Raw genomic sequence first — 24,755 nt, forward strand, 5'->3', positions numbered from 1 at the left:
CTTGTCTGGGGGAATGAAGAGTGCGCGGTTTGAACCGGACGCGGCTCGGCCTGCTGGCCGTCGCGTTCGTTCTCGTCATCGGTGTGATGGAAGTCCTGGCGCTGAAGCTCGGGTCGATGGACTTTCCCGTCCCGTCGTCCGAATCTGGTCATCCGGCCGTGGCCGATAACCCGGGTGAGAATTAGCCCTGGTCAGCCCGCTTTGTTGCGGGCCTTCAGGAGGCTCTGCAGGTCGGGGTGGTCGCCGCCGGTGGCGTCCGAGAGGGTGGGGCAGGCCCACTCGTCCTGGTGGCCCCAGGAGTAGGAGATCTCCAGCGGGGGACGCGGCGCGAGCCGGTCCCAGCGGGCGAGGATCTCGCGGAACTGCTCCCGCGTCGGCAGCCAGTACTGCTTGTCGCCGCTGGAGCAGCTCTGCCCGAACGTCTGCAGGACGGGCGCGACCCGGGAGCGCGGGATGCCGGCGGCCTCCGCCATCCGGACCATCCGGTCGATCGCCCCGATGTCGCAGCGCTCCTGAGCCTCCGCCGAGCCCTTGCAGGGATAGGGATCGAGGCCGACCAGGTCGACGCCGACGCGGTCCGGCGTAAGCGTCTTCATCGGCCAGTCGGTGAGCGAGATGAACGAGATCTGGTCTGGTGCGTGCTGCCGGATGTAGTCGGCGCGGCGGCGGATCTCCTTCGTGATCTCGGGGCACTCGCCGGGGTTGGGCTCGTCCGACAGGTACCAGCCGTAGACCTTCGGGTTGCGGCCGAACCGCTGGACGGCCCGCGTGAACGAGCCGAAGTCGAGCTCGAAGTCGCCGCAGGTGAAGTTGCCGACCCACAGCATCGCCCGCATCCCGTCCGGGACCCCGGCGACGAGCGCGTCGTCGGGCTTCACGTCCACGAGGTCGTAGCCGAGCGCCCGCAGCCGCGGGTAGTCGGCGGGCTCGGTGTTCAGCGCGATGCGGCGCGTCCCGCCCGGCTCCGTCGCGGGCGTGCCGGGCGAGGCGAGCGGCCCCCGGTAGGGCTCGTGGCCGGACGCGCCCGCGCGCAGGTAGAGCAGGAACCCCGCGGCCAGCATCACCGCCGCGGCGACGGCTGTGATCCTGAACCGGACGTCCCGAAAATCCATGCTGTCCTTTCCCGGCCCGCCGCTAGACGGCGGACCCGGGCTCCTCGGCGGGATGCCCGGCGTCGGACGGCGGCGCCGCCTCCGTCACCGTCCCGTCCGCGGATACCCGCAGCGGCGGGACGGTGAACCCCAGGACGTACCAGACCGTCTGGGCGAGCGTCCGGAGCGTCGCGCGCATCGACGGGTCGCTCAGGAACACCGCGTCGACCGCGGCCTGCGCCGGGGCGAGCCGCTGGACGTAGAAGGCGAGGTCGACCTCCTCGCCGGGCGGGAGGACGTCGGAGTCCCGGAACCTGACCTGGGACACGCCCGTCATCCCCGGCCGGTGGTCGAAGATCCACCGCCAGCGCGCGTCGTAGTACACCGCGAGGTCGTAGGTTTCCGGGCGCGGCCCGACGAGCGTCATGTCGCCGCGCAGGACGTTCAGGAGCTGCGGCAGCTCGTCCAGGTACCAGCGGCGCAGCAGCCGGCCGGGCCTGGTGACCCGCGGGTCGCTGGTCGCGGTGACCTTCATACCGCTCGCGTTCTGGCGCATCGTCCGGAACTTGTAGATGGTGAACGGGCGGCCGCCCTGCCCGACCCGGGTCTGCCGGAAGATCCCCGGGCCCCGGCTCGTCAGCCGCACCAGCAGGTAGATGAGCACCAGCGGGACGGCGAGCAGCAGCAGCGCGGCCAGCGCGCCGGCGATGTCCAGGGCCCGCCGGCCGCGCGAGGGCGCGATGCCGTCGGACGGGTCGACAGGACGGGCGATGAGGGCCTCGGACATGGTCACCCCTTGTTCCTGACGTGCTGGAACCAGGCCAGCAGTGCCGCCGTGGTGGCGATGAAGGAGACGGACGTCGCGATCGCGGCGCCCCCCGCGCCGTGCGCCGGGATCAGGACGGCCCCGAGCACGACGACGACCAGCAGGCCGATGCCCTGCCCGGTGGACGCGGCGCCCGGCCGCCCGACCCCGTACAGGTAGGCCATGATGAGCCCCGTCACACCGAACGTGACGACGCCCGCGAGACGGATGTAGGTGGGCACGACCGCGTCGTCGAACACGTCGCCGAACACCCACGGCAGCGCCGTCCCGGCGATGAGCGCGAGCGGGAGCGCGGCCAGCACGGAGACGCCGAGCGCCGGCAGGATCAGGGCCGCGGTGCGGCGTGCCGCGCTCTTCTTGTCCTCCCGCGCGAAGTCGGGGTACAGGACGTAGTTCATGGCGAGGCCGGGCAACTGCACCAGCTCCGCGAACTTGCTCGCGACCGTGTAGACGCCGAGGACCTTCGGCCCGGCGAGCGCGCCCAGCAGCGCCATGTCGAAGCGGAGCTGGAGCAGGTCGATGAGCTGGCCGACGTAGCCGCGGAATCCGTATCCGGCGATCGACCTGCCGAGCTGCCGGTCGGGCCGTCCCCAGCCGCGGAAGAACCCGCGCCGCGCCAGCCTCCGTGCGATCCACGCCGCGGCGGCGATGTCGGCGAGGACGAGCCCGGCGACGAGCGCGCCCGGCCCGTGCCAGCCCAGCAGGAGCATGACGTAGATCGGCAGGAACACGAACTCCTCGACGGCGATGGCGAGGCTCGCGCCGTGCGGGTCGTCCGTCCCCTGGAGGAGGCCCTTCCCGACGGACACGTACCCCTGCGTGAACGACGGGATCGCGGCGGCGAGCGTCACCCACATGCCGAACGACTTGAAGAACACGAGGAAGAGCAGCGGGCTCAGCGCGAGCCAGCTCACGGCCGCCAGGACCGCGCCGATCACCGTCAGCCAGGCGAGCGTCGGCCGGACCCGGCTCTGGTCGCGGCCTTCCCGCGCCAGGAAGTAGGGCGCGGCGGCCGGGAGCCCCGCGTTCGACAGGTGGCAGAGCAGCCCCGGCAGGATCCGGACGAGCGTGAACGCCCCGACGAGCTTCGGCCCCCCGACCCGCGCGACGAGGACGGTCGCGAGCCCCAGCGACGCCAGCGCCCCCACCCGCGCCGCCATGTTCCCGGCGACGAGCGAGACGAGCCGCTTGCGGACCGCCTTCATCGCGTCGCCCTTGGGGCCGGGCGGCGGCTCGGCGATCGTGGTGGCGCGCGTGCTCGCCTGCGGGCCCGTCTGGAGGCGCACGTCGCGTGGGACGGGTTTCCGCAGGTCAGGACCGGCGTTCACCGGCGGCCCCAACGCAAGGGGCCGGGGCCGGCGCCGGGCGCGGCGGCCGAAGAGGTCCAGGGCGGCGATCAGGCCGAAGATCGCGAAGCCGTGCCGGTAGTGCAGGACCTCGTAGAACAGGGCGCAGATGAGGAACACGGCGATGAGGGCCCCGAACAGCTCGGGATGCGGGACGAGCCGCGCGTACTCGGGTTTCAGCGCGTCCCGCCTGGCGATCCGCACGCACCTCACCACCAGCGCGGACACCATCAGGATCAGCGCGAGCCCGCCGATGAACCCGCGTTCGAGGACGGAGGCGATGTAGTCGTTGTGCGCCTCGCGGACGTACATCTCCTGCCGGACGAGCATCTGCCTCTCGGTCTGCGCGGCGCCGATGCCCCACGGGTGCTCCTGGGCCTCGATCATGTGCCAGGTCGAGGAGAAGACGGTGCTGCGCGACTCGGTGCTCTCCCCGGTCGTCCGGCCGATGGAGTCGCGGAGTACCGGGGAGGCCTGGCCGGCGCGGTCCAGAATCGGCTGAAGGTCGATCTGGGTGACCGCCGTGACGGCGCCGGCGCCGAGGAACACGGCGGCGGCGCCGACCGCGATGGCGTGGTGTGCCTTTCCTTCGCGGAACAGCCGGAACAGGTAGCCGAGCAGCAGCGCGCAGCAGAGCGCGAGCAGGCCGCCGTTCGAGCCGGTGAGGAGTTCGGCGGCGATGAGGATCCCGCACACCGTCCAGCGCTGCCACTTCTTCTCCGGGAAGCGGGTGGCGCGCGCGATGAAGAAGACGCAGATGAACCAGTTGGCCGCGTAGTTGGCGTCGCCGAAGGTGAACTGCAGCCGCTCGCCGTCGATCTGCTTGCCGGACATCGCGTCGTTCCCGATCGCGAACCCGGTCATCATGACGAGCGCGTAGATCGTGCCGATCCAGACGAAGGCGCGCAGCGCGACGCGGAGCAGGGCCGGGTCGCGGCCGAGGTTGGCGAGGCAGACCGCCCACAGCAGGACGAACACGTCCTTGACGAGGGTGAGCACCCCGACGTCGTCGTTGGCGAGCGCCGCGACGCCGCCCGCGATGACCGTGAGCAGGGTGGGCAGCAGGAACGGCCACCGGACGGGCAGCTTCCGCGTCCCCGCCCACAGGAACGTCGTGAGGACGACCACGATCAGCACGACGTCGGGCAGCGCCGTGTTGCCGGGGCCGGGCGCGAGCCCGGCGGGCATCAGCATCGGCAGCGACGCGATGCCGACGACCAGGGCGACCGCCTCCGGCCGCCATCGCCGCCGCCTGGGCTCCGGCGGGTCCCGCGGCGGCGCCGGAGCCGAGGGCGCCGCCCTGGTCGCGGTCGCCGTCATGACCGCTGGTAGGGCCGCCTGGACGTGCCGCGGTACGTCTCGTCCAGCGCGGCGCCGAGGTGGGCGGGGGAGAACCAGTCACCGATCCGGCCGCGGGCGCGCTCGGCCATCCGGTCGGCGGCGGCCGGGTCGTCCAGCATGGCCGCGATGGCCCCGGCGAGCAGCTCCGGGTCCTCCGGCGGGACGAGCAGGCCGGTCTCCCCGGCGAGGACGAGGTCCTGGTTGGACGGGACGGCCGTCGCGACGAGCGGGATCCCGGCGCTGATCGCCTCGACCAGCACGCAGGGCAGGCCCTCCCAGCGGCTCGCCATCGCCATCAGGTCGAAGGCGGGCAGGACGGCGGCGACGTCGTCGCTGTGCCCGAGCCAGCGCATCCGCTCCTCGACGCCGAGCTTCGCGGTGAGCCGCTTCAGCCGGTCCGCCATCGGTCCGCCGCCGACCCACAGCCCGAACACGTCGTCCGGCAGCCGGGCGACGGCCTTGACGAAGATCTCCGGGCCCTTCTGGAAGGTGAGCCGCCCGACCGACCCGACGACCTTGACGCCGAGGGGCAGGTCGAGGCGGCGGCGCGCCTGCGCCCTGGACCCGGGGGCGGTCACGTAGGCGTCGACGTCCACGGCGGGCCACGACAGCCGCACCCGCTCCGGCGTCGTGAGGCCGAGCCGCAGCGCGGTCGTCACCGTGTCCGTCCCGACGCCGAGGAACGCGTCGGTGTGCTTCGCGGCGATGCGTTCGAGGCGGATGTAGGCGGCCCGCCGCGCCCACGACTGGAACTCGTTGAACGGGAACCCGTGCCAGGTGTGCACGATGCGCGGCACGCCCGCGCGGGCCGCCGCGAGCCGCCCGATGACGCCCGCCTTGGACGAGTGCGTGTGGACGACGTCGTACCGCCCCTCCGCGAGCACCCTGGTCAGGGTGGACAGGGCGGCGAGGTCGTCGCGCGGCGAGATCTGCGGCACCAGCGGCCCCACCTGGACGATCTCCATCCCGGCGCGGTGCGCGTCCGGCGTGAGGTCCCCGGCGGCGGCGTTCGCGACGGCCTCATCGCCGTAGCGGACGGTGCCGCGCCCGGCGGACGGTTCGCTGTCCATGCCGACGCCGCCGGTCACGATCGCGCGCTCGTACATGCCGTCCGGCAGGGCCAGCGCCCCGTTCAGGGCCACCCGCCCGCCGCCGCCGTTGAAGCGGGTGATCACCTGCGCGACGCGCAGTTTCCTACCGGTACTCACGGATGACCTCACAGGGCGGGAGGGGACGGCGGGCCGGGCGGTACTCCGGCAGCAGGCGGCGCAGCAGCAGCCGCACCCCGGCGGCGTCGCCCGCCTCGGCCGCCGCGGCGAGCGCGTCCAGCAGCGGCGGCAGCCCGGCGGGCGGCGGCGCGGGACGGGTCCCCCAGATCTTCGGGTGGGCGGTGCGGAGCCGCGGCTCGGAGTCGGCGAACGCCTTCTCGGCCAGCTTCTCGCCGGGCCCGAGGCCGCTGAACCTGATCGTCACCACGGGCGAGCGAAGTTGCGCCGCGTACCGCTGCACGAGGTCGAGCACCGGGACGGGCCGGCCCAGGTCGAGCGCGAACGTCTCCGCCTCCTCGGCGAGCGCGGCCGCCTCGATCAGCAGGCCCGCCGCCTCCGCCACCGTCATCACGTGCCGCGCCGCCTCCGGATGCGCGACGGTGACGACCTCGCCCGCCGCGATCGGGTGCGCGAGCGGGCCGAGCGGCGCGCCCGGCGCGCCGATGACGTCGCCGACGCGGACGGCGGCGAAGCACGTCGGGCCGCCCGTGGCCGTCCGCAGCAGCAGTTCCCCGAGCCGCATCGTCGCGCCGAGCACCGACGTCGGCTCCGCGGCCCGGTCGGACGAGACGAGCACGAGCCGCCGCGTCCCGTGCCGCACCGCGCTGTCGACGACGTGCCGGGTGCCGATCACGTTGTCGGCGACGCCGCGGCACGGGTCGTCCTCGACCTCGGCCAGCCGGTGCCGGCCCGCCGCGTGGAAGAGCAGCTCGGGCAGTGCGTCCCCGACGACGGCGTCGACGCGGTCGGCGTCCCGCACGTCCGCCTCGGCGAGGGTGACGCGGCAGTCGCCGGGCTCCCCGGCCAGCTCGCGGGCGAGCCGGTCCAGCCCGCGCACGTCCTTGTCGACGAGGCACAGCGCGGCGGGGCCGAGCCGCCGGACCCGCCGGCACAGCGCGGCGCCGACCGTCCCGCAGGCGCCCGTGACGAGCACCCGCCGGCCGCGGACGAGACGCAGCCCGCGCAGCTCGGCGAGCACGATCTCCTCCCGGTCCAGCAGCAGCGCGAACGGGCTGGCGGGCGGTGGCGCCGCGGCGGGCACGGCGGCCCGGCGGGGCCGGTGCGGCGGGAACCAGCGCACGGTCAGCTCCGGGTCCGCAGCGTCTCGGCGAGCGCGGCGACGACCCTGTCCTGGCCGTCCGCCGTAAGGCCGGGATAGAGCGGCAGCGACAGCAGTTCCTCGCCGACCCGGTCGGTCACGGGCAGGTGCCCGCACTCGTCCTCGCCGAGGATCTGCCGGTAGGCGGTCAGCTGGTGGGCCGGGATGAAGTGGACGGACGTCCCGACGCCCGCCGCCTGCATCGCGTCGCCCACCGCGTCGCGGTCCGGGACGCGCACCTGGTAGAGGTGCCAGGCGTGCTGGACGCCGTCGAGCCTGTTCCGCTGCGGAAGGACGACCCCGGGCACGTTCGCGAACGCTTCGTCGTAGCGGGCGACGAGCTCCACGCGGGTCTGCTGCCAGCCCGGCAGCGACCGGATCTGCGCGCGGCCGATCGTCGACTGGACGTCGGTCATGTTCGCCTTGAGCCCGATGGACTTCACGTCGTACCGCCAGCTCCCGCCGGGCAGGTACCGCTTCCACGAGTCCTTGCTCATCCCGTGCAGCCGCATCGACCGGACCCGGTCGGCGAACTCCTCGTCGCCCGTCGCGACCGCGCCGCCCTCGCCGATCGGCATGTTCTTCGTCGCGTAGAAGGAGAAGCACGCCGCGTGCGACTCCGAGCCGACGGGCTTGCCGCCGCGCGCCGCGCCCGGCCCGTGCGCGGTGTCCTCCACCACTCTCGTCCGGTCGAGGCCGGCCGCAGCGGCGAGAGCGGCGACGTCCACGGGGTAGCCGCCCTGGTTCTGGGTGACCATCGCGGCGGGCTTCACCCGGGCCGCCGCCGCGGCGACCGTCTCCGGGCTCGGGACCAGCGTCTCCTCGTCGATGTCGACGAACACCGGACGGAGCCCGGCGTGCAGGATCGCGTTGATCGCGCCGCAGAACGTCAGGCTGGGCGTCAGCACCGGCGACCCCGGCGGCAGGTCCATCGCGCGCAGGCTCAGCTCCAGCGCGCTCGTGCACGAGGCGACCGCGACGACGTGCGCGGCGCCGAGATGGTCGGCGAACTCCTGCTCGAACGCGGCGGTCTCCGGGCCGGTGGTGAGCCATCGGGAGTCGAGCACCTTGGCGACCGCGTCGGGCACCCCGTCGGTGAGCGGCGGGACGCAGAACGGAACGGCTGAACTCATCTGGTTGCTCCTAGTTGTCACGGGCCCGGCGGGGCCAGCGGGAGGTGGTCGTCGGGGATGTCGCCTTGCCTGCGGTGGCCACGACGCCGAGCAGCGGCCAGCCGGACGCGGCGACCAGGTCGCGGACCGTCTCCAGCCCCGCCACCGTCGTCACCGGCCCGACCACCACGACCACGCCGACCGTCTCGTCCGAGCCGGGGTCGATGTCCTCGAACGCGTGCACGTGGCACAGCCGGCGAACCGGGACCGGCTGGGTGACCTCCGACGGGGAAACCTCGCCGGACTTCTTCCTCATGAGGGCGGTGCCGCCGCCGGAGCGGACGATGGACATGCTCGTCCTGCCGCCGGGCCGGCCGCTGTTGAGAGTCGGCCAATCGTCGTCCGCGCCGTCGTCCGCGTCGCCCTCCCCGGACTTGCCGGCGCCCTCTCCCGGCTCGCCGGTGCTCGCTCCGGACTCGCGGGCCTCGCCGGACGTGTCGGGGACCTCCCCGGACTGGACGTGCTCGTCGTCCGCCCCCCAAGGGCCGGGCCTCGACGCGACGGCCCGGGTGTCGTCCCCATAGACCGCCGACGCCACCGCCGACACCAGCTCGCCGGGCAGCGGTCCGGGCGCGCCGACCAGCGCGACCCGTCCGACGCCCTCCCGCTTGGCCGCCAGCCGCACCCGGCGGCCGAGGTCGGCGAGTTGCGCGGGCCCCTTGTCGGCCCAACCGAGCAGCGGCACCCCGAGCCGCCGCGCAACCCGCCGCTGTCCCGGGATCGTGGGCCGGACCATCTCGGCCACGACCGCGATCAGGATCCCGCCGACCAGCCCGACCAGGCCCGCGATCGCCGCCATCATCACCGTGGGGTCCGTCTTCGGGGCGAGCACCGCGGGCTGCACCACCGTCGCCGTCCCGGCCGACGTGAGCTGCGTCAGCAGGGCCGAGCGGTCCGACCGCAGGTCCGTCAGCTCCGTCTGCACCCGCTCCCGCTCGTTGGCCGCGTCGATGTCGGGCACCGGCTGCGCCGCCGCCCGCCGCGACAGCGGCCCGAGCTTCTTCTCCAGCGCCCGGGCGCGCTTGTCGATCTCGGCCAGCCGCTGATTGATCGATCCCTGGTTGGACTCGTTGATCTCGCGGACGACCTCGGCGCCGATGGCGTCCGTCAGCGTCCGCGCCACGGCCGGGTCGGCGTCCTTCACCGACAGCTCCACGACCGTGGACGTCCCGAGCCCGGACACCCCGATGGCCTTCGCCAGCTTCGGCGGCGACCGGTCGACCCCCTGCCGCCGCAGCACCTCGCGCAGCAGGGTGTCGCTGGTCGCGAACGCCTTCACCTGGCTGACCACGGTGCTCACGCCCGCGTCCCCGGCCGCCGCGTCGGTCGCCGGGCCGCCGGACTGCAGCCGCGCCTTCGCGACCGACGGCGGCTCCTGCCCGCTCATCAGCAGCGCCACCAACGCCACCGGGAGAACCGTCATGACCAGCAGGAGCGCCCAGTAGCTGCGAACCACCCGCGCGGCGACTTCGTCGATCTCCACGTCTTCCCCTCCGGCTTCGTCAACCGCGAGCGTAAGAACGGGACAAGCTGGAGCAATCGCCCAAAAGACGACCCCCGGCTACGCCGTTTGCATCAGGCCGGCGGCAGCGCGTTCACCCGTCCGAGGGGCGCATCCCGGCGCGCATCGCGAGCGTGATCGCCTCCAGCGCGGAATGCATGTCGAGTTTCGCCAGCAGGTTCTGCGTGTGGGTGCGGACGGTGTTGGCCGACAGGCCGAGCCGTTCGGCGATCTCCGCGCGGCCGAGGCCGTCCACCATGCACTGCAGGACCTCCCGCTCCCGCGGCGTCAGCCCCGCCAGCAGCCGCGCCCCGGCGTCCTGCTCGCCGTCGTCGCGCAGGAGCCGGCGCAGCACCTCGCCCATCACGTCCGGCGGGATCCAGCCGCCCTGCCACGCCGCCGACCGGATCACCCGCGCGACGAGGTCGGCGCTCTCGGTCTTCTCCAGCCAGCCCACCGCGCCCCGCCGGATGGCCTGCACCATCGCGTCCAGGTCGCTCATCGCGGTCAGCACGACGACCCGGACGCCCGGATCCGACTCGCGGACCCGGTCCAGGACCTCCAGCCCGCTCTCCGCGCCCAGCGTCAGATCGAGGACGAGCACTCGCGGGCGCTCGGTGGCGATCAGGGCGAGTGCGTGCCGCACGTCGGCGGCGATCGGGAGGATCACCAGATCGGGCTCGCGGCCCAGCCGGGCCGCGAGGGCCTCGGCGAAGAGCGCGTGATCGTCCACGATGAGGACGCGGATCGGTTCCATGCACCGACCATGACCGGTGCCGGCGTCCGGCGGATCCCGCAAACGCTGTACTTCGATCAAACGCTCGATCGTGAGGGCGGGGGGCCTAACCGGCCGTCACGGACGGTGGCGTAACGTCGCATGCGCGGACGCGAATTCGCAGTGCGAGGTTCACCCTCGTCCGGACTCGGTCACCTGGAGGGCAGACCATTGACCGGCCGCGATTCGCCTGCTGATTCTGGTCCGTGTCATTTCAGGGGACATATCGGCTGTCAGGGGATGCTCATGAAAGTCCTGATCACCGGGGGTGCCGGTTTCATCGGGAGCACGATCGCCTCCGCCTTCGCCGAGCGCGGGGTCACGCCCGTCGTGCTCGACAGCCTCGTCACGGGCAGGTCGGAGTTCACCGACGGACGGATCTTCTACCGGGGCGACATCGGGGACGGTGAGCTGGTCGACGAGATCTTCCGGAGCCATCCCGAGATCGTCGCGACCGTCCACTGCGCCGCGCTGATCGTGGTGCCCGACTCGATGGCCGACCCGCTGCGCTACTACCGGGTCAACCTCACCAAGACGCTCGAACTCGCGGGCCATCTCGTCCGCAACGGCTGCGACCGGATGATCTTCGCGTCCACCGCCGGGATGTACCGCCCCGAGCCGGACCTCTCGGTCACCGAGACCTCCGACCTGGAGCCGCAGAACCCGTACACGCGCTCGAAGATGATGGCGGAGCTCCTCCTGGAGGACTTCTGCAAGGCCTACGGCCTGCGCGTCATCTCGCTGCGCTACCTCAACCCGATCGGCGCCGACCCGCAGCTCCGCACCGGCCTGCAGAACAGCAAGCCGACCCACGCCCTGGGCAAGATGATCGAGTGCCACACCCTGGGCGGCCCGTTCACGATCACCGGCGTGGACTGGGAGACCCGCGACGGCACCGCGATCCGCGACTACATCCACGTCTGGGACATCGCCCGCGCGTTCTCCGAGGCCGCCGCCCGCTTCGACTCGATCGTCCCGCCGCGCGGCGAGGGCTCGGGTTACGAGGTCATCAACCTGGGCACCGGCGACGGGACGACCGTCCGCGAACTCGTCGAAGCATTTCGCGAGGTGGTCGGCGACGATTTCAAGGCCGAAGAGGCCCCGGCCCGTCCCGGCGACGTCGTGGGCGCCTTCGTCAATCCGACCAAGGCATGGGAATTGCTCGGCTGGAAACCCGAATACACCATCGAGGACGCCATCCGCCATTCCCTCCAATGGGCCGAACGCCGCCGCGAACTCGACGTCGCCTGACCCGCCCGCACGGGCTCGTCCGGTCCTCCCGGCCCCCTGACAAGCCGGGAGGACCGAACGGGCCGGTCAGGGCCGCGTGGCCGCGGTCACGAACATCGGAAGGGCGAAGAACGACCGCCCGCTCCGGCCCCGTTCCCGCTGCTCCGCGACCCACGCCTCGGCCTGCGCCTCGCTGATCGCCCCAACCGACTGCGACTTGTCCGCCATGTCGGCCAGCACGGGCACTATCGCCCCGTCGGTGGAGACCGTGATGTCGGCCTCCACGGTGACGTCGGCGAAGCCCGCGTCCAGAAGAAGGTTGTGGAGGCGGCGGACGACGCGCGGGGCGGCGATCATGTCGGCGCGAGCGTGCACGATGGCGCGGGTGAGCGCGGCGTCGTCGGAGTCGATGACGAAGGTGTCCCAGTCGTGCCCGACCAGCACGATGCGTCCGCCGGGGGCGAGCACGCGCCGTGCCTCGGCGAGCGCGCGGGCGGGGTCGTCCAGGACGTGGAACACCTTGTCGGCCCGGTAACCGTGCAGCGCCCCGTCCACGTAAGGCAGCCCGTAGGCGTCCCCGGCCCGGAAGTTCGCGCCGGGCCAGCGCTCCCGGGCCAGGCTGATCATCCGCTCGTCCGGATCGACCCCGACCGCCCGCGCGCCCAGCTCGCCCATCTCCGCGACCGCCCGCCCGGCCCCGCACCCCACATCGACCACCGCCACGTCCGGCCTGATGCCGAGCAACCCGTAGGACCGCGTGCGCAACTCACGCATCTCGGGGATGCTCTCCGCGAGATCGAGCTGAAAAATAAGCGCATCGGTGCCGCTTGCCGTTTGCTTCTGATCCATGCCCAGAACCTTGCAACTTAAAGCCCACTCGAAGTCAAGCGGGCAACCCGTCCCGACGAGCGCACCACCCCGGCCCACGCCCGCGCCGCGGCCGTCCAGCTCACCACCAAGAACCACCTGCTCGCCGAGGTCGCGGCGGCGTGGGCGGCCCTCGCCCTGTCCTGACGGCGGCGGGCTGGTATGACCGATCAGTTATACTCAACCCCGTGAGTTGGGAGATCAGCCTGCACCCCGAGGTCGAGGCTTGGTACTTGGCGCTCTGCGTCAGCGATACGGAGACCGCGGATCTGATCAAGGACGCGATCGATCAGCTCGCCGAAGAGGGCCCAACTGTGCGCCGCCCGCTCGTGGACCGAGTTCAAGGCAGCCGGTACCACAATATGAAGGAGTTGCGGCCTCCCTCGACAGGCATGAGTGAGATCAGGATGCTTTTCTGCTTCGATCCGGCGCGAGAGGCGATCTTCCTGGTCGCCGGCGACAAGGCCGGCAACTGGGTTCGCTGGTATCGAGAAGCCATTCCCTTGGCTGACGAGCGTTTTACCGAGCATCTGATCGCGTTGAAGGAGGAGGAAGGGCGATGAGCACCGGATACAGCAAATGGTCCGAGGTCAAGGCCAAGGCTGCCGCGCTCGACCCTCGAGACGAGGCCGAACGCGCCGCCGGTGAGGCGGCCGCACGTGAACGGCGTGAGACCTACGTCCGCGGATTCCAGCTGTCTGAGATCCGCAAGGCCGCCGGCGTCACCCAGGCGCAGCTGGCCGAGATCCTCGGTGTCAGCCAGGCCCGGATCTCCAAGATCGAACACGGCGAGGTATCCGGCGTCGATGTCGTGCGCGACTACGTCGCTGCTCTCGGCGGCCACCTCGACCTGGTCGCCACCCTCGGCGACCGCACGTGGAAGGTCGCCTAACCGCCCGCACGGGCTCGACCGCCCGCTCCTTCCTGCCGGACACCAGGGCCTGCCGGACACCAGGGCCTGCCGGACACCAGGGCCTGCCGGACACCAGGGCCTGCCGGACACCAGGGCCTGCCGGACACCAGGGCCTGCCGGACACCAGGGTTCTTGACATCGATCTCCTTGACCTTCAGGGCTGCGGGGAGGTCCAGGGCCGCGACCATCGCCTCCACCGCCGCCACATCGCCAGAACCGGTATTGGTGCTCTCGGTGCTCCGAGCGCGGCTCAGGAGAGCTGAATAGAGTCGGGCATAGGATTCGAGGTCGGCGAAGGTGTCCTCCGCCATTACGATCTCACGTAGGTGGCGCGGGCGGCGTCGAAGTCGCCCTGCCTCATCTGCGCCCTTCCGCGAGTTATCCTCGCCCAGGAACGCACATATCTCAGGTCGAGGTGGTCGGCGATTCCGATGGCCTCCTGGCAGCACGCCAGCGCCTGATCATAAGAGCCTTCGAGCAGCATCGTGTCGGCCATGTACTTGAGCGTGACGGCGACTCCGCGCTCGTACTGCTGCTCCCGTTTGATCCGAAGACTGTCTTCGAGGTACCTGGCGGCGAGGGCCCTGTCGCCCAGCGCGTGATGAACCACTCCGAGACTTCCGTAGAGCGGCCCGATCTCCCGCCAGGAACCCATCTTTCCGTGAATGGAGATCGCGCGCTCGTACAGGGACAGCGCACGCTTCCAGTTTCTGCGCCGGCGCTCGATGTTCCCGCGGAACAGGTAGATGTTGCCCAGGTCGTATTCGAAGGGTGCCTGCTCTTCCAGGGTCAGCGCCTCGCGCAGCAGATCCTCCGACGCGACCCAGGTCCCGCTGTGGCTGAGCAGCCGCGCGAGCTGGATCATCGCGAAGGCCCCGGACCGCGGGTCGTCCTCCGTCTTGTAGATGCCTACCGCCTCCTTGGCGGCCTCGATCCCCTCGTCGGTCCTCCCGTGCAGCCGGCACACCGTCGCCTTGGCCAGGAGGAGCCGGGCCCGCGAGAGCGGATCCCGGCCGATCCGCCGCATCCCGCGCTCGATGTTCGCGTCGGCCTCGGAGAATCGGGAGAGAATGCCGCACGTCTCGACGAGCCGGTAATAGGACTCGGTCATGGCGATCGGCTCGGCGGCGGCGCCGGTCTCCAGCTCGTCGACGGCGGCTTGGTAGAGGCTCAGTGCCTCCTGGTAGCTTCCGCGGCCGACCAGCACGATCGCCCGCATCTCGATGATCCAGAGCTTGAGATCGCCCGGCAGATCGGAATGGAAGTCGAGGTCGTCCAGCAGTCGTTCGGCGGTGTCCCACTCGCCGTTTCTGATGGCCTCCTGGCTGGTGCACAGCAGCTTCCACAGCTGGCCGTTTCTCGTCGCGTACTGAAAGGCCGCCATTTCCTTGATCATAGGATCGAGTGAGGTGCTGTAGCCGATGTTCCGCGCGGCGCGGATCATCTCGTGACCCAGCTCGATTCCCATCTCTTCGTCAGCGGACAGGAGATGGTAGATCTCGTCGCTCAGGTACTGCGCGCCCCTCGCGCTTCTCCTGGAGCGGAGCAGGGAGGCGACCGTGCCGTGCATCCGCCGGACCCGGTCGGGGTCGAGTGCCCTGGTGTCGGCCAGCAGTGCGGCACGTGCCAGATCGTGCAGGCCGTAACTGCCGTCCCTGTTCCTCAGCACGAACGACAGGCCGACGATGACGTCGAAATGCTCGCGTGCGTCCGGCCCGACCAGGGCGTCCACCATCTCCCTGTCGAACCAGCGGGGGACCGCGCAGGCCCGGATGATCTGGACGAGCGTGTCTTCACCCAGCTCGGACATGAATCGGGAGATGACCCTTTCCACCACTGCCGGATGGTCGTTGAGGTCGCTCAGGTCGCTGGTCCACAGACGGTCCGACTTGGCGCGATGCGTGTCCGCGATGACACCGCAGAGGAAGGGGTAGCCACGGGTTGTGGCGTGGATGAGCCTGGCCTTGACTTCGTCGGCGATTCCGTGCAGCCGCCAGAACTCAATGCTTTCCGCCTCGGTGAAGGAGGTCAGTTCATAGGGGTGGGTGACGAATATGAGCGGTTCCCAGCTCGGCAGCTCGGCCAGGGGGATTCTTCCGGCCACGACCAATGTCACTTCGGTTTGCAGATGCGGGATCACACTTTGCAGCAGCCACTCGTCCAGGCCGGCGGTGCACTGCTCGTAGACGTCAACGGTGAGAAGGAAGGCCCCCTGTTCGAGCGCCAGGTGGTTCAGCACGTCCACCGTGAGCTCGGTCAGCTTGGCCTCCGCGTTCGCGCAGAACTGGATGTCCTCCTCTTTGAGCCCCGTAGTGCGTGAGATGCGACGAACGTCGGATCTGCTGATCCTGCCGCCGATGAAGCTCCCGATGTGGGAGCCGACCATGGAGCCCATCGGCAGCCCGGTCGCCGACCCCAGCGTCTCCCCGACCACGCCGCCGAGAAGTCCGCCCGATTCCCCGGCCTCCGCCGACATGGCGCCCGCCGCGTGCGCCAGCTTGATTTCGATGGCCTCCAGCTTTTCGAAGTGCCTCTCGAACTCTCGCAGCAGGGATGTCGGGGTGGATTTCCTGAGCTGAGAATAGAGGCTCTGGAGCGCCGAGAAGGGAGTCCTGTGCTTCTGCACACTGATTCCGGCGACGGGATGTCCCTCAGCCTCGGCCAGGGTGGCGAACTGCAGGAGCAGAAAGGACTTGCCCATTCCCGTCTGGCCGTGGATGTTCAGAATCGCCACGTCTTCGAACGCGCCGTTGCGAAGCCTCCTGAGGAACATACTCAGAATCTCCTGCCGGCCCGCGAACCTGTTCGTCCGGCGGGACTTCAGGAGATCCGAGTAGGTGCCCATGCTTCCCCGTTATGCCTCGCCGGTTGCTCGTGGCCACATCATGACCCCCTGTTCCGGCCCAGGAGGCGAAAAGATGTACAGCTGGCGGAGGGTGGTCTCGCCTGCCTTGTTGACATGCTGGTGTTCGGTTCCGGCGGGAATGTAGATCGCGTCGCCGGGGTCGAGCATGAACTCCCTGCCACACGAAAGGATGGTGGCGATTCCCTCGATCACATAGATGAACTCATCGACCTCTCGCGTATGCGGCGGGACGCTCGACCCCGCGGCGAACGAGATGTATCCGAGGGCAAGACTTTTCGCACCGGTCGATTTCGGGTCGATGAGCACCTGCGCAAGCACACCCTCGGCACCTTTGTGGACTTCTGCCCTATTACCACGTGCGATGACGGGCTCCATCGCCGGCCTCCCCTGCTGATCGTTCTTTGCGGGCACCCTGCATGCCCATCTTTGCATGTTCGGCGGAGAGGAAACAGAAAAGGATCTTTCCTACTCGCGCTATGAGTAAAACTACTCATTGACTCCGTGAGTTGACTCCCCGCATGGTCCTTTAACCGTATTTTCGGGCATCCCGCTCGATCGTTTTGCATATCCGATCAGGTCCGCTGCCAGGGACGGCGGCAATTGATCAGCGGCCTGGCCAGGTGGAGGGGAACATGCGGTGTTTGAGGAGGCCGTCCACCTCGTCTGCCGCACGCTTGGCGTCGCCACAGGGGCAGAGGTAGCCGTGCCTGCCGCGTCCGGCCTCGTAGTAGGCCCAGTTCCCGCCAGGTGTCGCGCGGACATGAACCGCGATGCGCACGTGGCGGTCCGGTCCGAACGCGAGGACCCACAGGAGCGGGGGACGGGTCGGGAACTCGTCGGCCTGGTAGAGCTTGATGTGCCGGTAACCCTTGGGTTCGACTGCGACCGCGAGTAGGTCGAGGTGGCGGATGGCCGTGGCCCGTCCCAGACGGGTCCGCCACCGCAACAGGTGGCGGCCCGCCTGGACGTTCAGCGGGCGCAACGGGCCCATACGAGCTTGCCCTCCTCGCCGAGCCGCCGGACACCCCAGTCGTGGACCATCTGCGACATGAGCAGCAGGCCGCGTCCGCTCTCGGCGTCGCCGTCCTCGTCCCGGACCACAGGGAGCGCGGTGCCTTCGTCCTCGACCTCGATGACGGTGAGCGGCTCGCACCCGTCCGGGAAGACGCGGACGACGATGCGCCCGACACCGACGTGCTTGTAGGCGTTGGTCACCAGTTCGGTGACCACGAGCCGCCCGTCGTAGTCGTCGGTGTGCCCGAGCTTGCGGAACCGGTCGGTGAGGTAGCGCCGCGCTTTCGCGGGCGCCTGGGCGTCCGGCTCCAGCACGAGCGCCGGCGACTCGGGCGCGAGTAGCACTGCGGGCATCGGTGAATCCCCCTCCAGCTTGGATGGCGGCTGATCTCGAACGGGGCCAATCCGCCAAACCGGAAGTACCCGCCGCTATCACCCTGTGTTATCGAACGACCACCATCCAGCCATGGGGAGACGTACTCTCTCAGGAGAGCTCGAGAACGCCCTCAACCGGGTTGCATCAAGTAGCTCCAGGGTTGCCCCTCGGAAGGAAGATCGAGATGGCCTCTACGATCGAGAACCGACGTCACACCCCCGAATTGCGGTCTTTCGGTGCCGTGGTCAGGAGGTCGCGCGAGGTGGCGGGGCTCAAGCAGGTTGAGGTTGCTGGCTTGGTGAACGTAACCCGCGCTTACATTGGCCATGTCGAACTGGGCAAGACTAGATGTCGGCTCGACTTCGCCAGGCGTCTCGACAACGCGCTCAAGGCCGACGGCGAGATCGTCAAGGCATGGAACGAACTGATTGAGTCGATCAAGTCCGTCAAGTACGCGGCTTACTTTGTCGATTTCCCGAAGGCCGAGTCAACGGCCAGCCTGGTCCGTGTCTATGAGACACACATTGTCAACGGCTTGTTTCAGACGGAGGCGTATGCGAAGGAACTAATCAAGGACCCGGACATCCTCAATACACGGATGAACAGGCAGAAGCAGGTTATGGCCGACCCTGTGCCGAAAATATTTGTTGTCCTTGAGGAGAGCGTTCTTCATAAGCAGGTCGGTACACAGGAGGTCATGCGCGAGCAGCTCGAGTACCTGCTGGAGCTCTCCGAGCGACCCGGCATCCGCCTGCAAGTGCTTCCCACCGCCGTCTACGTGGAAGATGCGCGAGCCGCCTTCGCGATCGCCACCCAGTCGGACCGTAGCGATACCGCATACCTTGTAACTGGCACGGGCGGGGTGACCAGCGCAGACCCGGTGGAGCTTGCCAACCTGCACGAGAGATTCGGTAGTCTTCAAGCAGAGGCTCTTAATGTGAGAGACACGCGAGCGCTGATTAGAAAAGTGATTGAGGAGAGATGGACATGAGCAAGTTGGTCTGGCGCAAGGCTTCGCGGAGCACGGCAGAGGGCGACAATTGTGTTGAGGTTGCCGGTTCTCCGAACACCGTGGCGGTACGTGACAGCAAGGACCCCGATGGTCCCAGGCTCATCATTAGCACCAGCGATTTCCAGCATTTCACGAACATTCTCAAAAACCTGTAGTTCGACGGGGTTGATTTGCCAGCAGAGTCATGAGACAACATGAACGTGAGCGAAGCATCGTGGCGCAAAGCTTCACGCAGCACGGTTGAGAACGATAGCTGTGTTGAAGTCGCTGGTGTGTCGAGCGGGGTAGCACTCCGGGACAGCAAAGACCCCATGGGCCCCAAGCTCGTCGTGAGCCGTCGTGACTTCCGACGACTCGCCCAGGTGCTCAAGGAGCGCTGACGGGCGCGTGTAGCGGACGACGGTCCAGTGCAGCGTCCGCTACGGATTGAGGGTGCGGGCGTGATGGAGCGCGTCGTTCAGTAGGTGGGTGAGGTGCCGCTTGCCCTCTGCGGTGGGATGCGCCGCCGCGACCGCGGGGCCTGGACGGCGGCCAGGCCCTCGCGTCGCCAGCGGCGATCAGCTTGTGAGGCCGACTTGTGCGGTGTTCAGGGGCGGCGGTAGTGCAGCGTGACCGCGCCCGTGGTGGGGATGGTGGTGGTACCGGCGAGTTGCCAGGTGGATGCGTGGTCGGTGGGGAGCAGACGCAGGCCCCCGCCGAGGGTCGCGGGAACCACGGTCAGGTAGAGCTCGTCGACCAGGCCTGCCTTGAGGAGCGCTTGGATGATGCTGGCGCTGTTCAGGACGAGGATGTCCCGGCCCGGAGCATCCTTGAGTGACCGCACCTCTGCTTCGGGGTCCCGGGCCACCCGGGCGTTGGTCCATTCCGTCTTCTCCAGATCGGCCTGCTGCAGCGTCGTGGAGAAGACCACCTTCTCCACGGTGGCGAGCCAGTTGCCCAGATCACGGGTTCGGGTCGAACTGCTCGGGTCCTTGGTCAAGCCGGGCCACACGGAGGTGAAGCCCTCCCAGTTGGTCCGGCCCACGATCGCCGTGCTCGCGCCCCGCCAGATGCCCTCATAGAAGACCTCGCTCTGTGGGCTCATGATGTGCTCCATGGCCCAGCTCATGTCGTCATCGGGCCCGGTGCTGCTGTAGCCGTCGATCGACACGACGGCGTCGGCGATGACGGTGCGCTGTGGTCCAGTGGTCCCAGCCATGGTGGTCTCCGTTTCACTGTTGACGGCCTCGTAAATAGTGTCCGCCGGATACTGTGTATGCTAGACACAATTTGAGAGTGGCGACAAGCCCGAAGTTTCGGAGGCTCGATGTGAACGGCACCGTTGAGTTGCTGTGGGGGCTGCGACAACCGCCGAGCCGAGGACCCAAACCTGTGCTCAGCGTCGACCGCATCGCCCAGGCCGCGATGGACATCGCCGACGCCGAAGGGCTCGCCGGGATCTCCATGCAGCGGGTGGCCGCCGAACTCGACTTCACTAAGATGGCGCTCTACCGCCACATCAAGGGCAAGGACGAGCTGCTCGCCGTCATGATCGAGGTGGCCGTGGGCGACGCGCCTGATCTGACGGGGGTGCCGGGCGGCTGGCGCGGCAAGCTCGGGCAGTGGGCCCATCAGATGTGGGCGACGTGGGATCGCCACCCGTGGCTGCCGGGCGCCACCGTCGGCGACCGGATCATGGGCCCACGAGAGGTCGCCTGGACCGAGGCCGCGGTCGCCGCGCTGGCCGGGACCGGGCTGAGCGGCGCCGAACAACTGGACGCCGTTCTCCTGCTCAGCGGCCACGTCCGCAACACCCGGTCGACCACAGCGGCCGGCACCCAGCCGTGGACAGCCGACCGGCGGCTCAACCCCGCTATCAACGCCCTGCTCGATGACCCCGCCGGCCGCTTTCCCGCGCTGACCGCCGCGATCACAGCCGCCGGGAACCCGTCCCCGGGCAGCAGCCGCGAGTTCGGCCTCCAACGCATCCTCGACAGCCTGGAACTCCTCATCACCCAACGCTCACGCTGAACCCGTACCCCGCGATCAACCAAGGTGACCAGCACATACAGCCGGAACCCACCTAGGCCGTCCAACCGCTTGGGCAGTCGACCTGCGGGACGTAGCACGGCCAGGGCGGCCCATTGTCGTGGGCTCGGTATCGGGCCGGCCTTGGCGGTGTCTGTCAGGGGGACGGTCATGCGGGGCCGCTCCGCTCGGTGAGCCGCTGGTATTGCTCGTCGCTGAGTTTGATGGCGGCGGCGTGCGCGTTCTCTTGCAGGCGGTGCAGTGTCGCGGTGCCGGGGATGGGGAGCATCACCGGGGAGCGTCGAAGCAGCCAGGCCAGCGCGATCTGGGCGGTGGTGTGGTCGGCGAGCCCTTCGATGTGGGTCAAGGTGCCGAGGGTGGAAAGGTCTCCGCTGCCGAGCGGTCCCCAGGGGATGAAGGCGATGCCGTGGCGCTCGCAGTGGCCCAGGACGTGGTCCCAGTGCCGGGTCGCGAGGTTGTAGTGGTTCTGCACCGAGACGATGTCGACGATCTCGCGGGCCGCCTGGATGTCGGCGATGTCGACCTCCGACAGGCCGATATGACGGATCTTCCCGGCTTCCTGCAGCTGTTTGACCGCGCCCAGGGTGTCGGCCAGCGGCACCCGCGGGTCGATCCGGTGCAGCTGGTAGAGGTCCAGGCAGTCCACGCCGAGCCGGCGCAGGCTGGTCTCGACGCCCTGGCGAATGAACTCCGGCAGGCCCACCGCCTCCCACTGGCCCGGCCCGGGCCGGACGCCGCCGCCCTTGGTGGCGACCACGATTCCGTCATAGGGGTGCAGGGCGTCCCTGATCAGTTCCTCGTTGGTGAACGGCCCGTAGGCCTCGGCGGTGTCGATGAAGTCCATCCCGAGTTCGACCGCGCGGCGCACAACCGCGATCGCGCCGTCGCGGTCGGCGGGGTCGCCCCAGGTCCCGGGACCGGTCAACCGGATGGCGCCGTAGCCGAGGCGATGCACACGCAGGTCCCCGAGCTCGATGGTGCCGCTCAGATGCGCGGGGCGCTGGAGAGGGTGAGTGGTCGTCTGCCCGTGATTCATGCACCATAGGCTGACCTCTCAAGCCAACTTGAGCGCAACCTGGAGACGCCGGTGAGTGACGAGCTGTACTCGATCACTGAGATTGCGCGCGCGTTCGGTGTCCGCGTCTCGGCCCTGCGCTACTACGAGGAACGCGGCCTGCTGCGCCCGACCTGCCGGCGGGCCAGAGTCCGCTACTACGACCGCGCGGCGCTCCGCTCGCTGGCGCTGCTGCAGCTGTGGCATCTCGACGGGATGATGAGCCTGGACGACACCACGACGCTCATGGCAGCGCCGGACCCCGCCCGCTGGAGAGACACCCTCGCCGCCCGCGCCGACGACCTCGAACAGCAGATCGAACGCCTGCGCGCGGCCAAGGCCGCCCTGGACCACTTCCTGAGCTGCACCAGCGAAGACCCCGCAACCTGCCCGGTCGTCGAGGAGATCCTCAGCCACCGAATCGACCGGGCCCTGCACGGCCTGCCAGACCAACCCCCGCCCGGACGGCCCATCTCCCCCTCTGCCAGCGAGAACCCTCAGAGCAGGGGGCGTCCGCCCGCGGGAGCGTGAGGGCAGGCTGCGGTGGAGTTCCAGCCTAGGCGTGGAGTGCCCATCCATCGAGGGCGTAGGCCACAGGTGTGCTGGGACGGCGGGCTCGCGCCGGCGGAGTGCCTCCACGTCCCCGTGGGACGGGTGGAAGGTCGGGCCCTGGGGCGGTTTGGGCGGGGATGTGCGGAAGAATGGGGGCGGCCAGTACAGGGCGGACGAGGCGGTCATTTTGGGCGAGGGCGAGCGGTTCACCGTCACGCGGACGCTGAACAAGGACCAGCGGGAGCGGCGGGAACGGCTGATCGACTCGGCGCGGGAGCTGGCGCTGGAGGGCGGCTACCCGGCCGTCACCATGCACGACGTCGCGGACCGTGCCGGGGTCGCCCGCGCGACCGTCTACCGCTACTTCGCCACCAAGGACCACCTGCTCACCGAGGTCGCGGCGGCGTGGGCGCACCGGGTCACGGATGACGTCGACGCGCTCGCGGTCGGGGACACGCCGCTGGAACGGCTGACGGCGCTGCTGGAGCGCATCGTGTACGTCGCGGCGGACGAGCCGACGCTGACCTCGGCCATCATCCAGGCGGTGACGTCGGACGACTCCAGCGTGGACGACGCGCGCACCATCCTGTTCCTGTTCTTGCGGGACCGGCTGTCCACGGCGATCGGCGACCCGGTGCCGGAGCGGGAGAACGTCGAGCTCGTTCTCGGGCACGTCCTGCTCGCTGCCTTGGTGAGCCTCGCGTCGCTGCGTCAGCCGGTGGAGGAGGTCGCCGCGATGGTCCGCACGGCGGGGCGTCTGGTGCTGGCCGGAGCCCTCACTGCGACCGCCGCGCCCTGAATTGGTTCTGTTTTTGTGAGGTTGATTGGCTCTGTTGTGTGGGCCATGACGGTACGTAGCGTGCTCGGGTGACGAACCCTCCGCTGTTTCTGCTGGCCGTGCTGGCGCTCGTCGCCATTCCCGGTCCGAACCATCTGTACATCACGACGCGCAGCATCGGCGAAGGGCGCCGGGCCGGGATCGCGTCCGCGCTCGGTGTCGAGGCGGGGACGGTCGTCCACATCGCCGCGGCGGGGGCCGGGCTGTCCGCGGTCGTCGCCGCGTCCGCGACCGCGTTCGGGTTCCTGCGCTATGCGGGCGCCGCCTACCTGGTTTTTCTGGCCTACAAGGCGTTGCGTGGGCGACATGAAATCGGCGAAATGGCGCTCGATCCGCAGCCGCTGCGTCGTGTCTTCCTGGACGGGATGCTCGTCAACGTCCTCAACCCGAAGGTCGTGCTGTTCTTCCTGGCGTTCCTGCCGCAATTCGTTGATCAGGGCGCGGGCGCTGTGCCGTTGCAGATCGTCGCTATGGGAGTCGTCACCGCGCTGATCGGCCTGGGGAGCGACATCGTGTACGCGGTCGCGGCGGGTTCAATCGGTGCGTGGCTGCGTGCCCGTCCTGCGTTCCGGCGGCGGCAGCGGTACGCGACGGGTCTCATCTACCTGGGGCTTGGGGCAGCCGCCGTGTTCGCCGGTCCTAGCGCTCGCCGCACATAGGTGTTGTGAGGTGGGCCATCAGCCGTGCGGGTGCGTCCTCCTGGAGGAGGTGACCGGCTCCCTCGATCCAGTGGAGTTCGGCGTGCGGGATCTTCTCGTGCAGCCATTCGGCGTACTGCGGGGGCAGGATGCGGTCCTCGCGGCCCCAGATGAGGCGCACCGGTAGCGAGATCTCGTCCAGCAAATGCTCGTACTCGGCCGTGTCCGCCTCCCTGATCTGGCTGTACTGGCGGTAGAACGCGGCCTGCTCGTCGGCGCCTCTCCATGGCGCGAGGAAGGCGTCGAGGACCCCTGGCCGGAAGCCGACATGCGTGGCGTGGCGGAGGTGGGCGGCCACGAGCGCCTCGTGCGCGTAGTCGGGAAGCTGACGGAAGACGTCTGCCTGCTGCAGGATGAGCCGGAACAAGCCTCTCTCCCACCGGCCGCCGCTCACGGCGTCGAAGAGGGTGAGATCCCCGAAACTCGCTTCTTCCAGCAATAGCGTCCGCAGCGCGACCGCTCCGCCGATGTCGTGGGCGACGACGCTTGGACGGGACAGTCCCCAGTGGTTCAGAAGCAGGCTGAAGTTCCTGGCATGGGCGGCCAGGCTGAGGTCTTGGCCTTCGCGCTGGTCTGACTGGCCGAATCCCAGATGGTCGAAAACGAAGACCTTGCGGGTCAGAGTGAGTGCCGGCGCGATGTCCCGCCAGAGGAAGGACGAGTACGGGGTGCCGTGGACGAGTACGACCGGGTCGCCACTGCCCATGACCGCCCACCGTACGAGCCCGTCGGGCGTCTGGAACTCTTCGTCCAGCCTCCAGTGCACGGATGACCTCCGTTCGATCGGATCCGGTACTGACCGCCATCCCCGCGGGTGCGGCCGCCATGCCGTGCCGTTGTTCTCGATCAGCTGTGGTGCGGCGGCCGTCTAGGTGATCATGGTGGGCG

General features: G+C 69.6%; 27 protein-coding genes. 11 read left to right on the top strand and 16 right to left on the bottom strand.

The features are described 5' to 3' along the window. Nucleotides 1-20 precede the first annotated feature (20 nt). Nucleotides 21-185, top strand: coding sequence for a hypothetical protein (locus tag ACH35V_RS05910; protein ID WP_395970488.1), 165 nt, complete (start codon nucleotides 21-23; stop codon nucleotides 183-185). 6 nt (nucleotides 186-191) lie between these two features. On the opposite strand, the gene ACH35V_RS05915 is transcribed toward ACH35V_RS05910, so the two are convergent. From ACH35V_RS05915 to ACH35V_RS05950, 8 genes are all read right to left on the bottom strand, one after another. Further along, nucleotides 192-1,112, bottom strand: coding sequence for a hypothetical protein (locus ACH35V_RS05915; protein WP_395970489.1), 921 nt, complete (start codon nucleotides 1,110-1,112; stop codon nucleotides 192-194). A 22-nt stretch (nucleotides 1,113-1,134) separates the two neighbouring features. Continuing rightward, nucleotides 1,135-1,878 (bottom strand): sugar transferase, encoded by a 744-nt coding sequence (locus tag ACH35V_RS05920; RefSeq protein WP_395970490.1) that lies wholly within the window; start codon nucleotides 1,876-1,878, stop codon nucleotides 1,135-1,137. 2 nt (nucleotides 1,879-1,880) lie between these two features. Further along, the gene (locus ACH35V_RS05925) at nucleotides 1,881-4,583 is read right to left on the bottom strand and encodes an O-antigen ligase family protein (RefSeq protein WP_395970491.1); all 2,703 of its coding nucleotides are present in this window, start codon (nucleotides 4,581-4,583) and stop codon (nucleotides 1,881-1,883) included. Further along, entirely contained in the window at nucleotides 4,580-5,812 is a 1,233-nt protein-coding gene (locus ACH35V_RS05930; RefSeq protein ID WP_395970492.1) for a glycosyltransferase, read from the bottom strand. The genes ACH35V_RS05925 and ACH35V_RS05930 overlap by 4 nt, the downstream gene beginning before the upstream one ends. Further along, nucleotides 5,799-6,953 carry an SDR family NAD(P)-dependent oxidoreductase gene (locus ACH35V_RS05935; RefSeq protein WP_395970493.1) on the bottom strand — a complete coding sequence of 385 codons (1,155 nt, stop codon included), beginning with the start codon at nucleotides 6,951-6,953 and terminating at the stop codon, nucleotides 5,799-5,801. The genes ACH35V_RS05930 and ACH35V_RS05935 overlap by 14 nt, the downstream gene beginning before the upstream one ends. Nucleotides 6,954-6,955: 2 nt before the next feature. Next, complete coding sequence (locus ACH35V_RS05940; RefSeq protein WP_395970494.1) at nucleotides 6,956-8,104, bottom strand: DegT/DnrJ/EryC1/StrS family aminotransferase; 1,149 nt, start codon at nucleotides 8,102-8,104, stop codon at nucleotides 6,956-6,958. A 10-nt stretch (nucleotides 8,105-8,114) separates the two neighbouring features. After that, a complete protein-coding gene (locus ACH35V_RS05945; RefSeq protein ID WP_395970495.1) occupies nucleotides 8,115-9,626 on the bottom strand; it encodes a hypothetical protein in 1,512 nt (503 codons plus the stop codon). Between the two features lie 112 nt (nucleotides 9,627-9,738). Continuing rightward, nucleotides 9,739-10,401 carry a response regulator gene (locus ACH35V_RS05950; protein WP_395970496.1) on the bottom strand — a complete coding sequence of 221 codons (663 nt, stop codon included), beginning with the start codon at nucleotides 10,399-10,401 and terminating at the stop codon, nucleotides 9,739-9,741. Nucleotides 10,402-10,665: 264 nt separating this feature from the next. Here ACH35V_RS05950 and galE point away from each other — a divergent pair, with 264 nt between their 5' ends. After that, the gene (gene galE / locus ACH35V_RS05955) at nucleotides 10,666-11,670 is read left to right on the top strand and encodes a UDP-glucose 4-epimerase GalE (protein WP_395970497.1); all 1,005 of its coding nucleotides are present in this window, start codon (nucleotides 10,666-10,668) and stop codon (nucleotides 11,668-11,670) included. Between the two features lie 66 nt (nucleotides 11,671-11,736). Here galE and ACH35V_RS05960 read toward each other — a convergent pair whose 3' ends face one another. Continuing rightward, entirely contained in the window at nucleotides 11,737-12,423 is a 687-nt protein-coding gene (locus tag ACH35V_RS05960) for a methyltransferase domain-containing protein (protein ID WP_395970498.1), read from the bottom strand. Nucleotides 12,424-12,704: 281 nt separating this feature from the next. Here ACH35V_RS05960 and ACH35V_RS05965 point away from each other — a divergent pair, with 281 nt between their 5' ends. Both ACH35V_RS05965 and ACH35V_RS05970 read left to right on the top strand, forming a co-directional pair. Then, on the top strand, nucleotides 12,705-13,079 hold the full coding sequence (locus ACH35V_RS05965) for a type II toxin-antitoxin system RelE/ParE family toxin (protein ID WP_395970499.1): 375 nt from the start codon (nucleotides 12,705-12,707) through the stop codon (nucleotides 13,077-13,079). Beyond that, the gene (locus ACH35V_RS05970; RefSeq protein ID WP_395970500.1) at nucleotides 13,076-13,408 is read left to right on the top strand and encodes a helix-turn-helix domain-containing protein; all 333 of its coding nucleotides are present in this window, start codon (nucleotides 13,076-13,078) and stop codon (nucleotides 13,406-13,408) included. Before ACH35V_RS05965 ends, ACH35V_RS05970 begins: the two co-directional genes overlap by 4 nt. A 331-nt stretch (nucleotides 13,409-13,739) precedes the next feature. On the opposite strand, the gene ACH35V_RS05975 is transcribed toward ACH35V_RS05970, so the two are convergent. The 4 genes from ACH35V_RS05975 to ACH35V_RS05990 all read right to left on the bottom strand — a co-directional run bounded on the left by ACH35V_RS05975 (nucleotide 13,740) and on the right by ACH35V_RS05990 (nucleotide 17,663). Continuing rightward, a complete protein-coding gene (locus ACH35V_RS05975; RefSeq protein ID WP_395970501.1) occupies nucleotides 13,740-16,274 on the bottom strand; it encodes a tetratricopeptide repeat protein in 2,535 nt (844 codons plus the stop codon). A 9-nt stretch (nucleotides 16,275-16,283) separates the two neighbouring features. Continuing rightward, on the bottom strand, nucleotides 16,284-16,670 hold the full coding sequence (locus ACH35V_RS05980) for a cupin domain-containing protein (protein WP_395970502.1): 387 nt from the start codon (nucleotides 16,668-16,670) through the stop codon (nucleotides 16,284-16,286). A 229-nt stretch (nucleotides 16,671-16,899) separates the two neighbouring features. Continuing rightward, nucleotides 16,900-17,286 carry a hypothetical protein gene (locus ACH35V_RS05985; protein WP_395970503.1) on the bottom strand — a complete coding sequence of 129 codons (387 nt, stop codon included), beginning with the start codon at nucleotides 17,284-17,286 and terminating at the stop codon, nucleotides 16,900-16,902. Next, nucleotides 17,265-17,663, bottom strand: a complete 399-nt coding sequence (locus ACH35V_RS05990) for an ATP-binding protein (RefSeq protein ID WP_395970504.1) — start codon at nucleotides 17,661-17,663, stop codon at nucleotides 17,265-17,267. Before ACH35V_RS05990 ends, ACH35V_RS05985 begins: the two co-directional genes overlap by 22 nt. 206 nt (nucleotides 17,664-17,869) lie before the next feature. On the opposite strand from ACH35V_RS05990, the gene ACH35V_RS05995 reads away from it, so the two are divergent. Genes ACH35V_RS05995 through ACH35V_RS06005 form a run of 3 tightly spaced genes read left to right on the top strand, consistent with a single transcriptional unit; the run spans nucleotide 17,870 to nucleotide 19,077 of the window. Beyond that, nucleotides 17,870-18,676, top strand: a complete 807-nt coding sequence (locus tag ACH35V_RS05995) for a helix-turn-helix domain-containing protein (protein WP_395970505.1) — start codon at nucleotides 17,870-17,872, stop codon at nucleotides 18,674-18,676. Further along, a complete protein-coding gene (locus tag ACH35V_RS06000) occupies nucleotides 18,673-18,852 on the top strand; it encodes a DUF397 domain-containing protein (protein ID WP_395970506.1) in 180 nt (59 codons plus the stop codon). Before ACH35V_RS05995 ends, ACH35V_RS06000 begins: the two co-directional genes overlap by 4 nt. A 39-nt stretch (nucleotides 18,853-18,891) precedes the next feature. Continuing rightward, complete coding sequence (locus ACH35V_RS06005) at nucleotides 18,892-19,077, top strand: DUF397 domain-containing protein (protein WP_395970507.1); 186 nt, start codon at nucleotides 18,892-18,894, stop codon at nucleotides 19,075-19,077. Nucleotides 19,078-19,283: 206 nt separating this feature from the next. Here the strand turns inward: ACH35V_RS06005 and ACH35V_RS06010 are convergent, their stop codons facing one another. Then, on the bottom strand, nucleotides 19,284-19,895 hold the full coding sequence (locus ACH35V_RS06010; protein WP_395970508.1) for a dihydrofolate reductase family protein: 612 nt from the start codon (nucleotides 19,893-19,895) through the stop codon (nucleotides 19,284-19,286). Nucleotides 19,896-20,068: 173 nt separating this feature from the next. Here ACH35V_RS06010 and ACH35V_RS06015 point away from each other — a divergent pair, with 173 nt between their 5' ends. Further along, nucleotides 20,069-20,707 (top strand): TetR/AcrR family transcriptional regulator, encoded by a 639-nt coding sequence (locus ACH35V_RS06015; RefSeq protein ID WP_395970509.1) that lies wholly within the window; start codon nucleotides 20,069-20,071, stop codon nucleotides 20,705-20,707. A 166-nt stretch (nucleotides 20,708-20,873) separates the two neighbouring features. On the opposite strand, the gene ACH35V_RS06020 is transcribed toward ACH35V_RS06015, so the two are convergent. Then, nucleotides 20,874-21,761: an aldo/keto reductase gene (locus ACH35V_RS06020; protein ID WP_395970510.1), complete on the bottom strand. Its 888-nt coding sequence runs from the start codon at nucleotides 21,759-21,761 to the stop codon at nucleotides 20,874-20,876. 51 nt (nucleotides 21,762-21,812) lie between these two features. Here ACH35V_RS06020 and ACH35V_RS06025 point away from each other — a divergent pair, with 51 nt between their 5' ends. The 3 genes from ACH35V_RS06025 to ACH35V_RS06035 all read left to right on the top strand — a co-directional run bounded on the left by ACH35V_RS06025 (nucleotide 21,813) and on the right by ACH35V_RS06035 (nucleotide 23,828). Next, on the top strand, nucleotides 21,813-22,310 hold the full coding sequence (locus tag ACH35V_RS06025) for a MerR family transcriptional regulator (protein WP_395970511.1): 498 nt from the start codon (nucleotides 21,813-21,815) through the stop codon (nucleotides 22,308-22,310). A gap of 160 nt (nucleotides 22,311-22,470) precedes the next feature. Further along, on the top strand, nucleotides 22,471-23,130 hold the full coding sequence (locus ACH35V_RS06030; protein WP_395970512.1) for a TetR/AcrR family transcriptional regulator: 660 nt from the start codon (nucleotides 22,471-22,473) through the stop codon (nucleotides 23,128-23,130). Between the two features lie 68 nt (nucleotides 23,131-23,198). Next, nucleotides 23,199-23,828, top strand: a complete 630-nt coding sequence (locus ACH35V_RS06035) for a LysE family translocator (RefSeq protein ID WP_395970513.1) — start codon at nucleotides 23,199-23,201, stop codon at nucleotides 23,826-23,828. Here the strand turns inward: ACH35V_RS06035 and ACH35V_RS06040 are convergent. Further along, a complete protein-coding gene (locus tag ACH35V_RS06040) occupies nucleotides 23,809-24,633 on the bottom strand; it encodes an alpha/beta fold hydrolase (RefSeq protein WP_395970514.1) in 825 nt (274 codons plus the stop codon). The genes ACH35V_RS06035 and ACH35V_RS06040 overlap by 20 nt on opposite strands. Between the last annotated feature and the right edge of the window lie 122 nt (nucleotides 24,634-24,755).

This window comes from Actinomadura sp. 1N219 (genome assembly GCF_044326405.1).
Lineage (GTDB): Bacteria > Actinomycetota > Actinomycetes > Streptosporangiales > Streptosporangiaceae > Spirillospora.

Coding starts and splice junctions, on each gene's coding strand:
- galE (WP_395970497.1), top strand. CDS start 10,666: ATGAAAGTCCTGATCACCGGGGGTGCCGGTTTCATCGGGAGCACGATC.
- ACH35V_RS05915 (WP_395970489.1), bottom strand. CDS start 1,112: ATGGATTTTCGGGACGTCCGGTTCAGGATCACAGCCGTCGCCGCGGCG.
- ACH35V_RS05970 (WP_395970500.1), top strand. CDS start 13,076: ATGAGCACCGGATACAGCAAATGGTCCGAGGTCAAGGCCAAGGCTGCC.
- ACH35V_RS06020 (WP_395970510.1), bottom strand. CDS start 21,761: ATGAATCACGGGCAGACGACCACTCACCCTCTCCAGCGCCCCGCGCAT.
- ACH35V_RS05995 (WP_395970505.1), top strand. CDS start 17,870: ATGGCCTCTACGATCGAGAACCGACGTCACACCCCCGAATTGCGGTCT.
- ACH35V_RS05950 (WP_395970496.1), bottom strand. CDS start 10,401: ATGGAACCGATCCGCGTCCTCATCGTGGACGATCACGCGCTCTTCGCC.
- ACH35V_RS05925 (WP_395970491.1), bottom strand. CDS start 4,583: ATGACGGCGACCGCGACCAGGGCGGCGCCCTCGGCTCCGGCGCCGCCG.
- ACH35V_RS05975 (WP_395970501.1), bottom strand. CDS start 16,274: ATGGGCACCTACTCGGATCTCCTGAAGTCCCGCCGGACGAACAGGTTC.
- ACH35V_RS05960 (WP_395970498.1), bottom strand. CDS start 12,423: ATGCGTGAGTTGCGCACGCGGTCCTACGGGTTGCTCGGCATCAGGCCG.
- ACH35V_RS06000 (WP_395970506.1), top strand. CDS start 18,673: ATGAGCAAGTTGGTCTGGCGCAAGGCTTCGCGGAGCACGGCAGAGGGC.
- ACH35V_RS06010 (WP_395970508.1), bottom strand. CDS start 19,895: ATGGCTGGGACCACTGGACCACAGCGCACCGTCATCGCCGACGCCGTC.
- ACH35V_RS05940 (WP_395970494.1), bottom strand. CDS start 8,104: ATGAGTTCAGCCGTTCCGTTCTGCGTCCCGCCGCTCACCGACGGGGTG.
- ACH35V_RS05985 (WP_395970503.1), bottom strand. CDS start 17,286: ATGGGCCCGTTGCGCCCGCTGAACGTCCAGGCGGGCCGCCACCTGTTG.
- ACH35V_RS05980 (WP_395970502.1), bottom strand. CDS start 16,670: ATGGAGCCCGTCATCGCACGTGGTAATAGGGCAGAAGTCCACAAAGGT.
- ACH35V_RS05990 (WP_395970504.1), bottom strand. CDS start 17,663: ATGCCCGCAGTGCTACTCGCGCCCGAGTCGCCGGCGCTCGTGCTGGAG.
- ACH35V_RS06005 (WP_395970507.1), top strand. CDS start 18,892: ATGAACGTGAGCGAAGCATCGTGGCGCAAAGCTTCACGCAGCACGGTT.
- ACH35V_RS05920 (WP_395970490.1), bottom strand. CDS start 1,878: ATGTCCGAGGCCCTCATCGCCCGTCCTGTCGACCCGTCCGACGGCATC.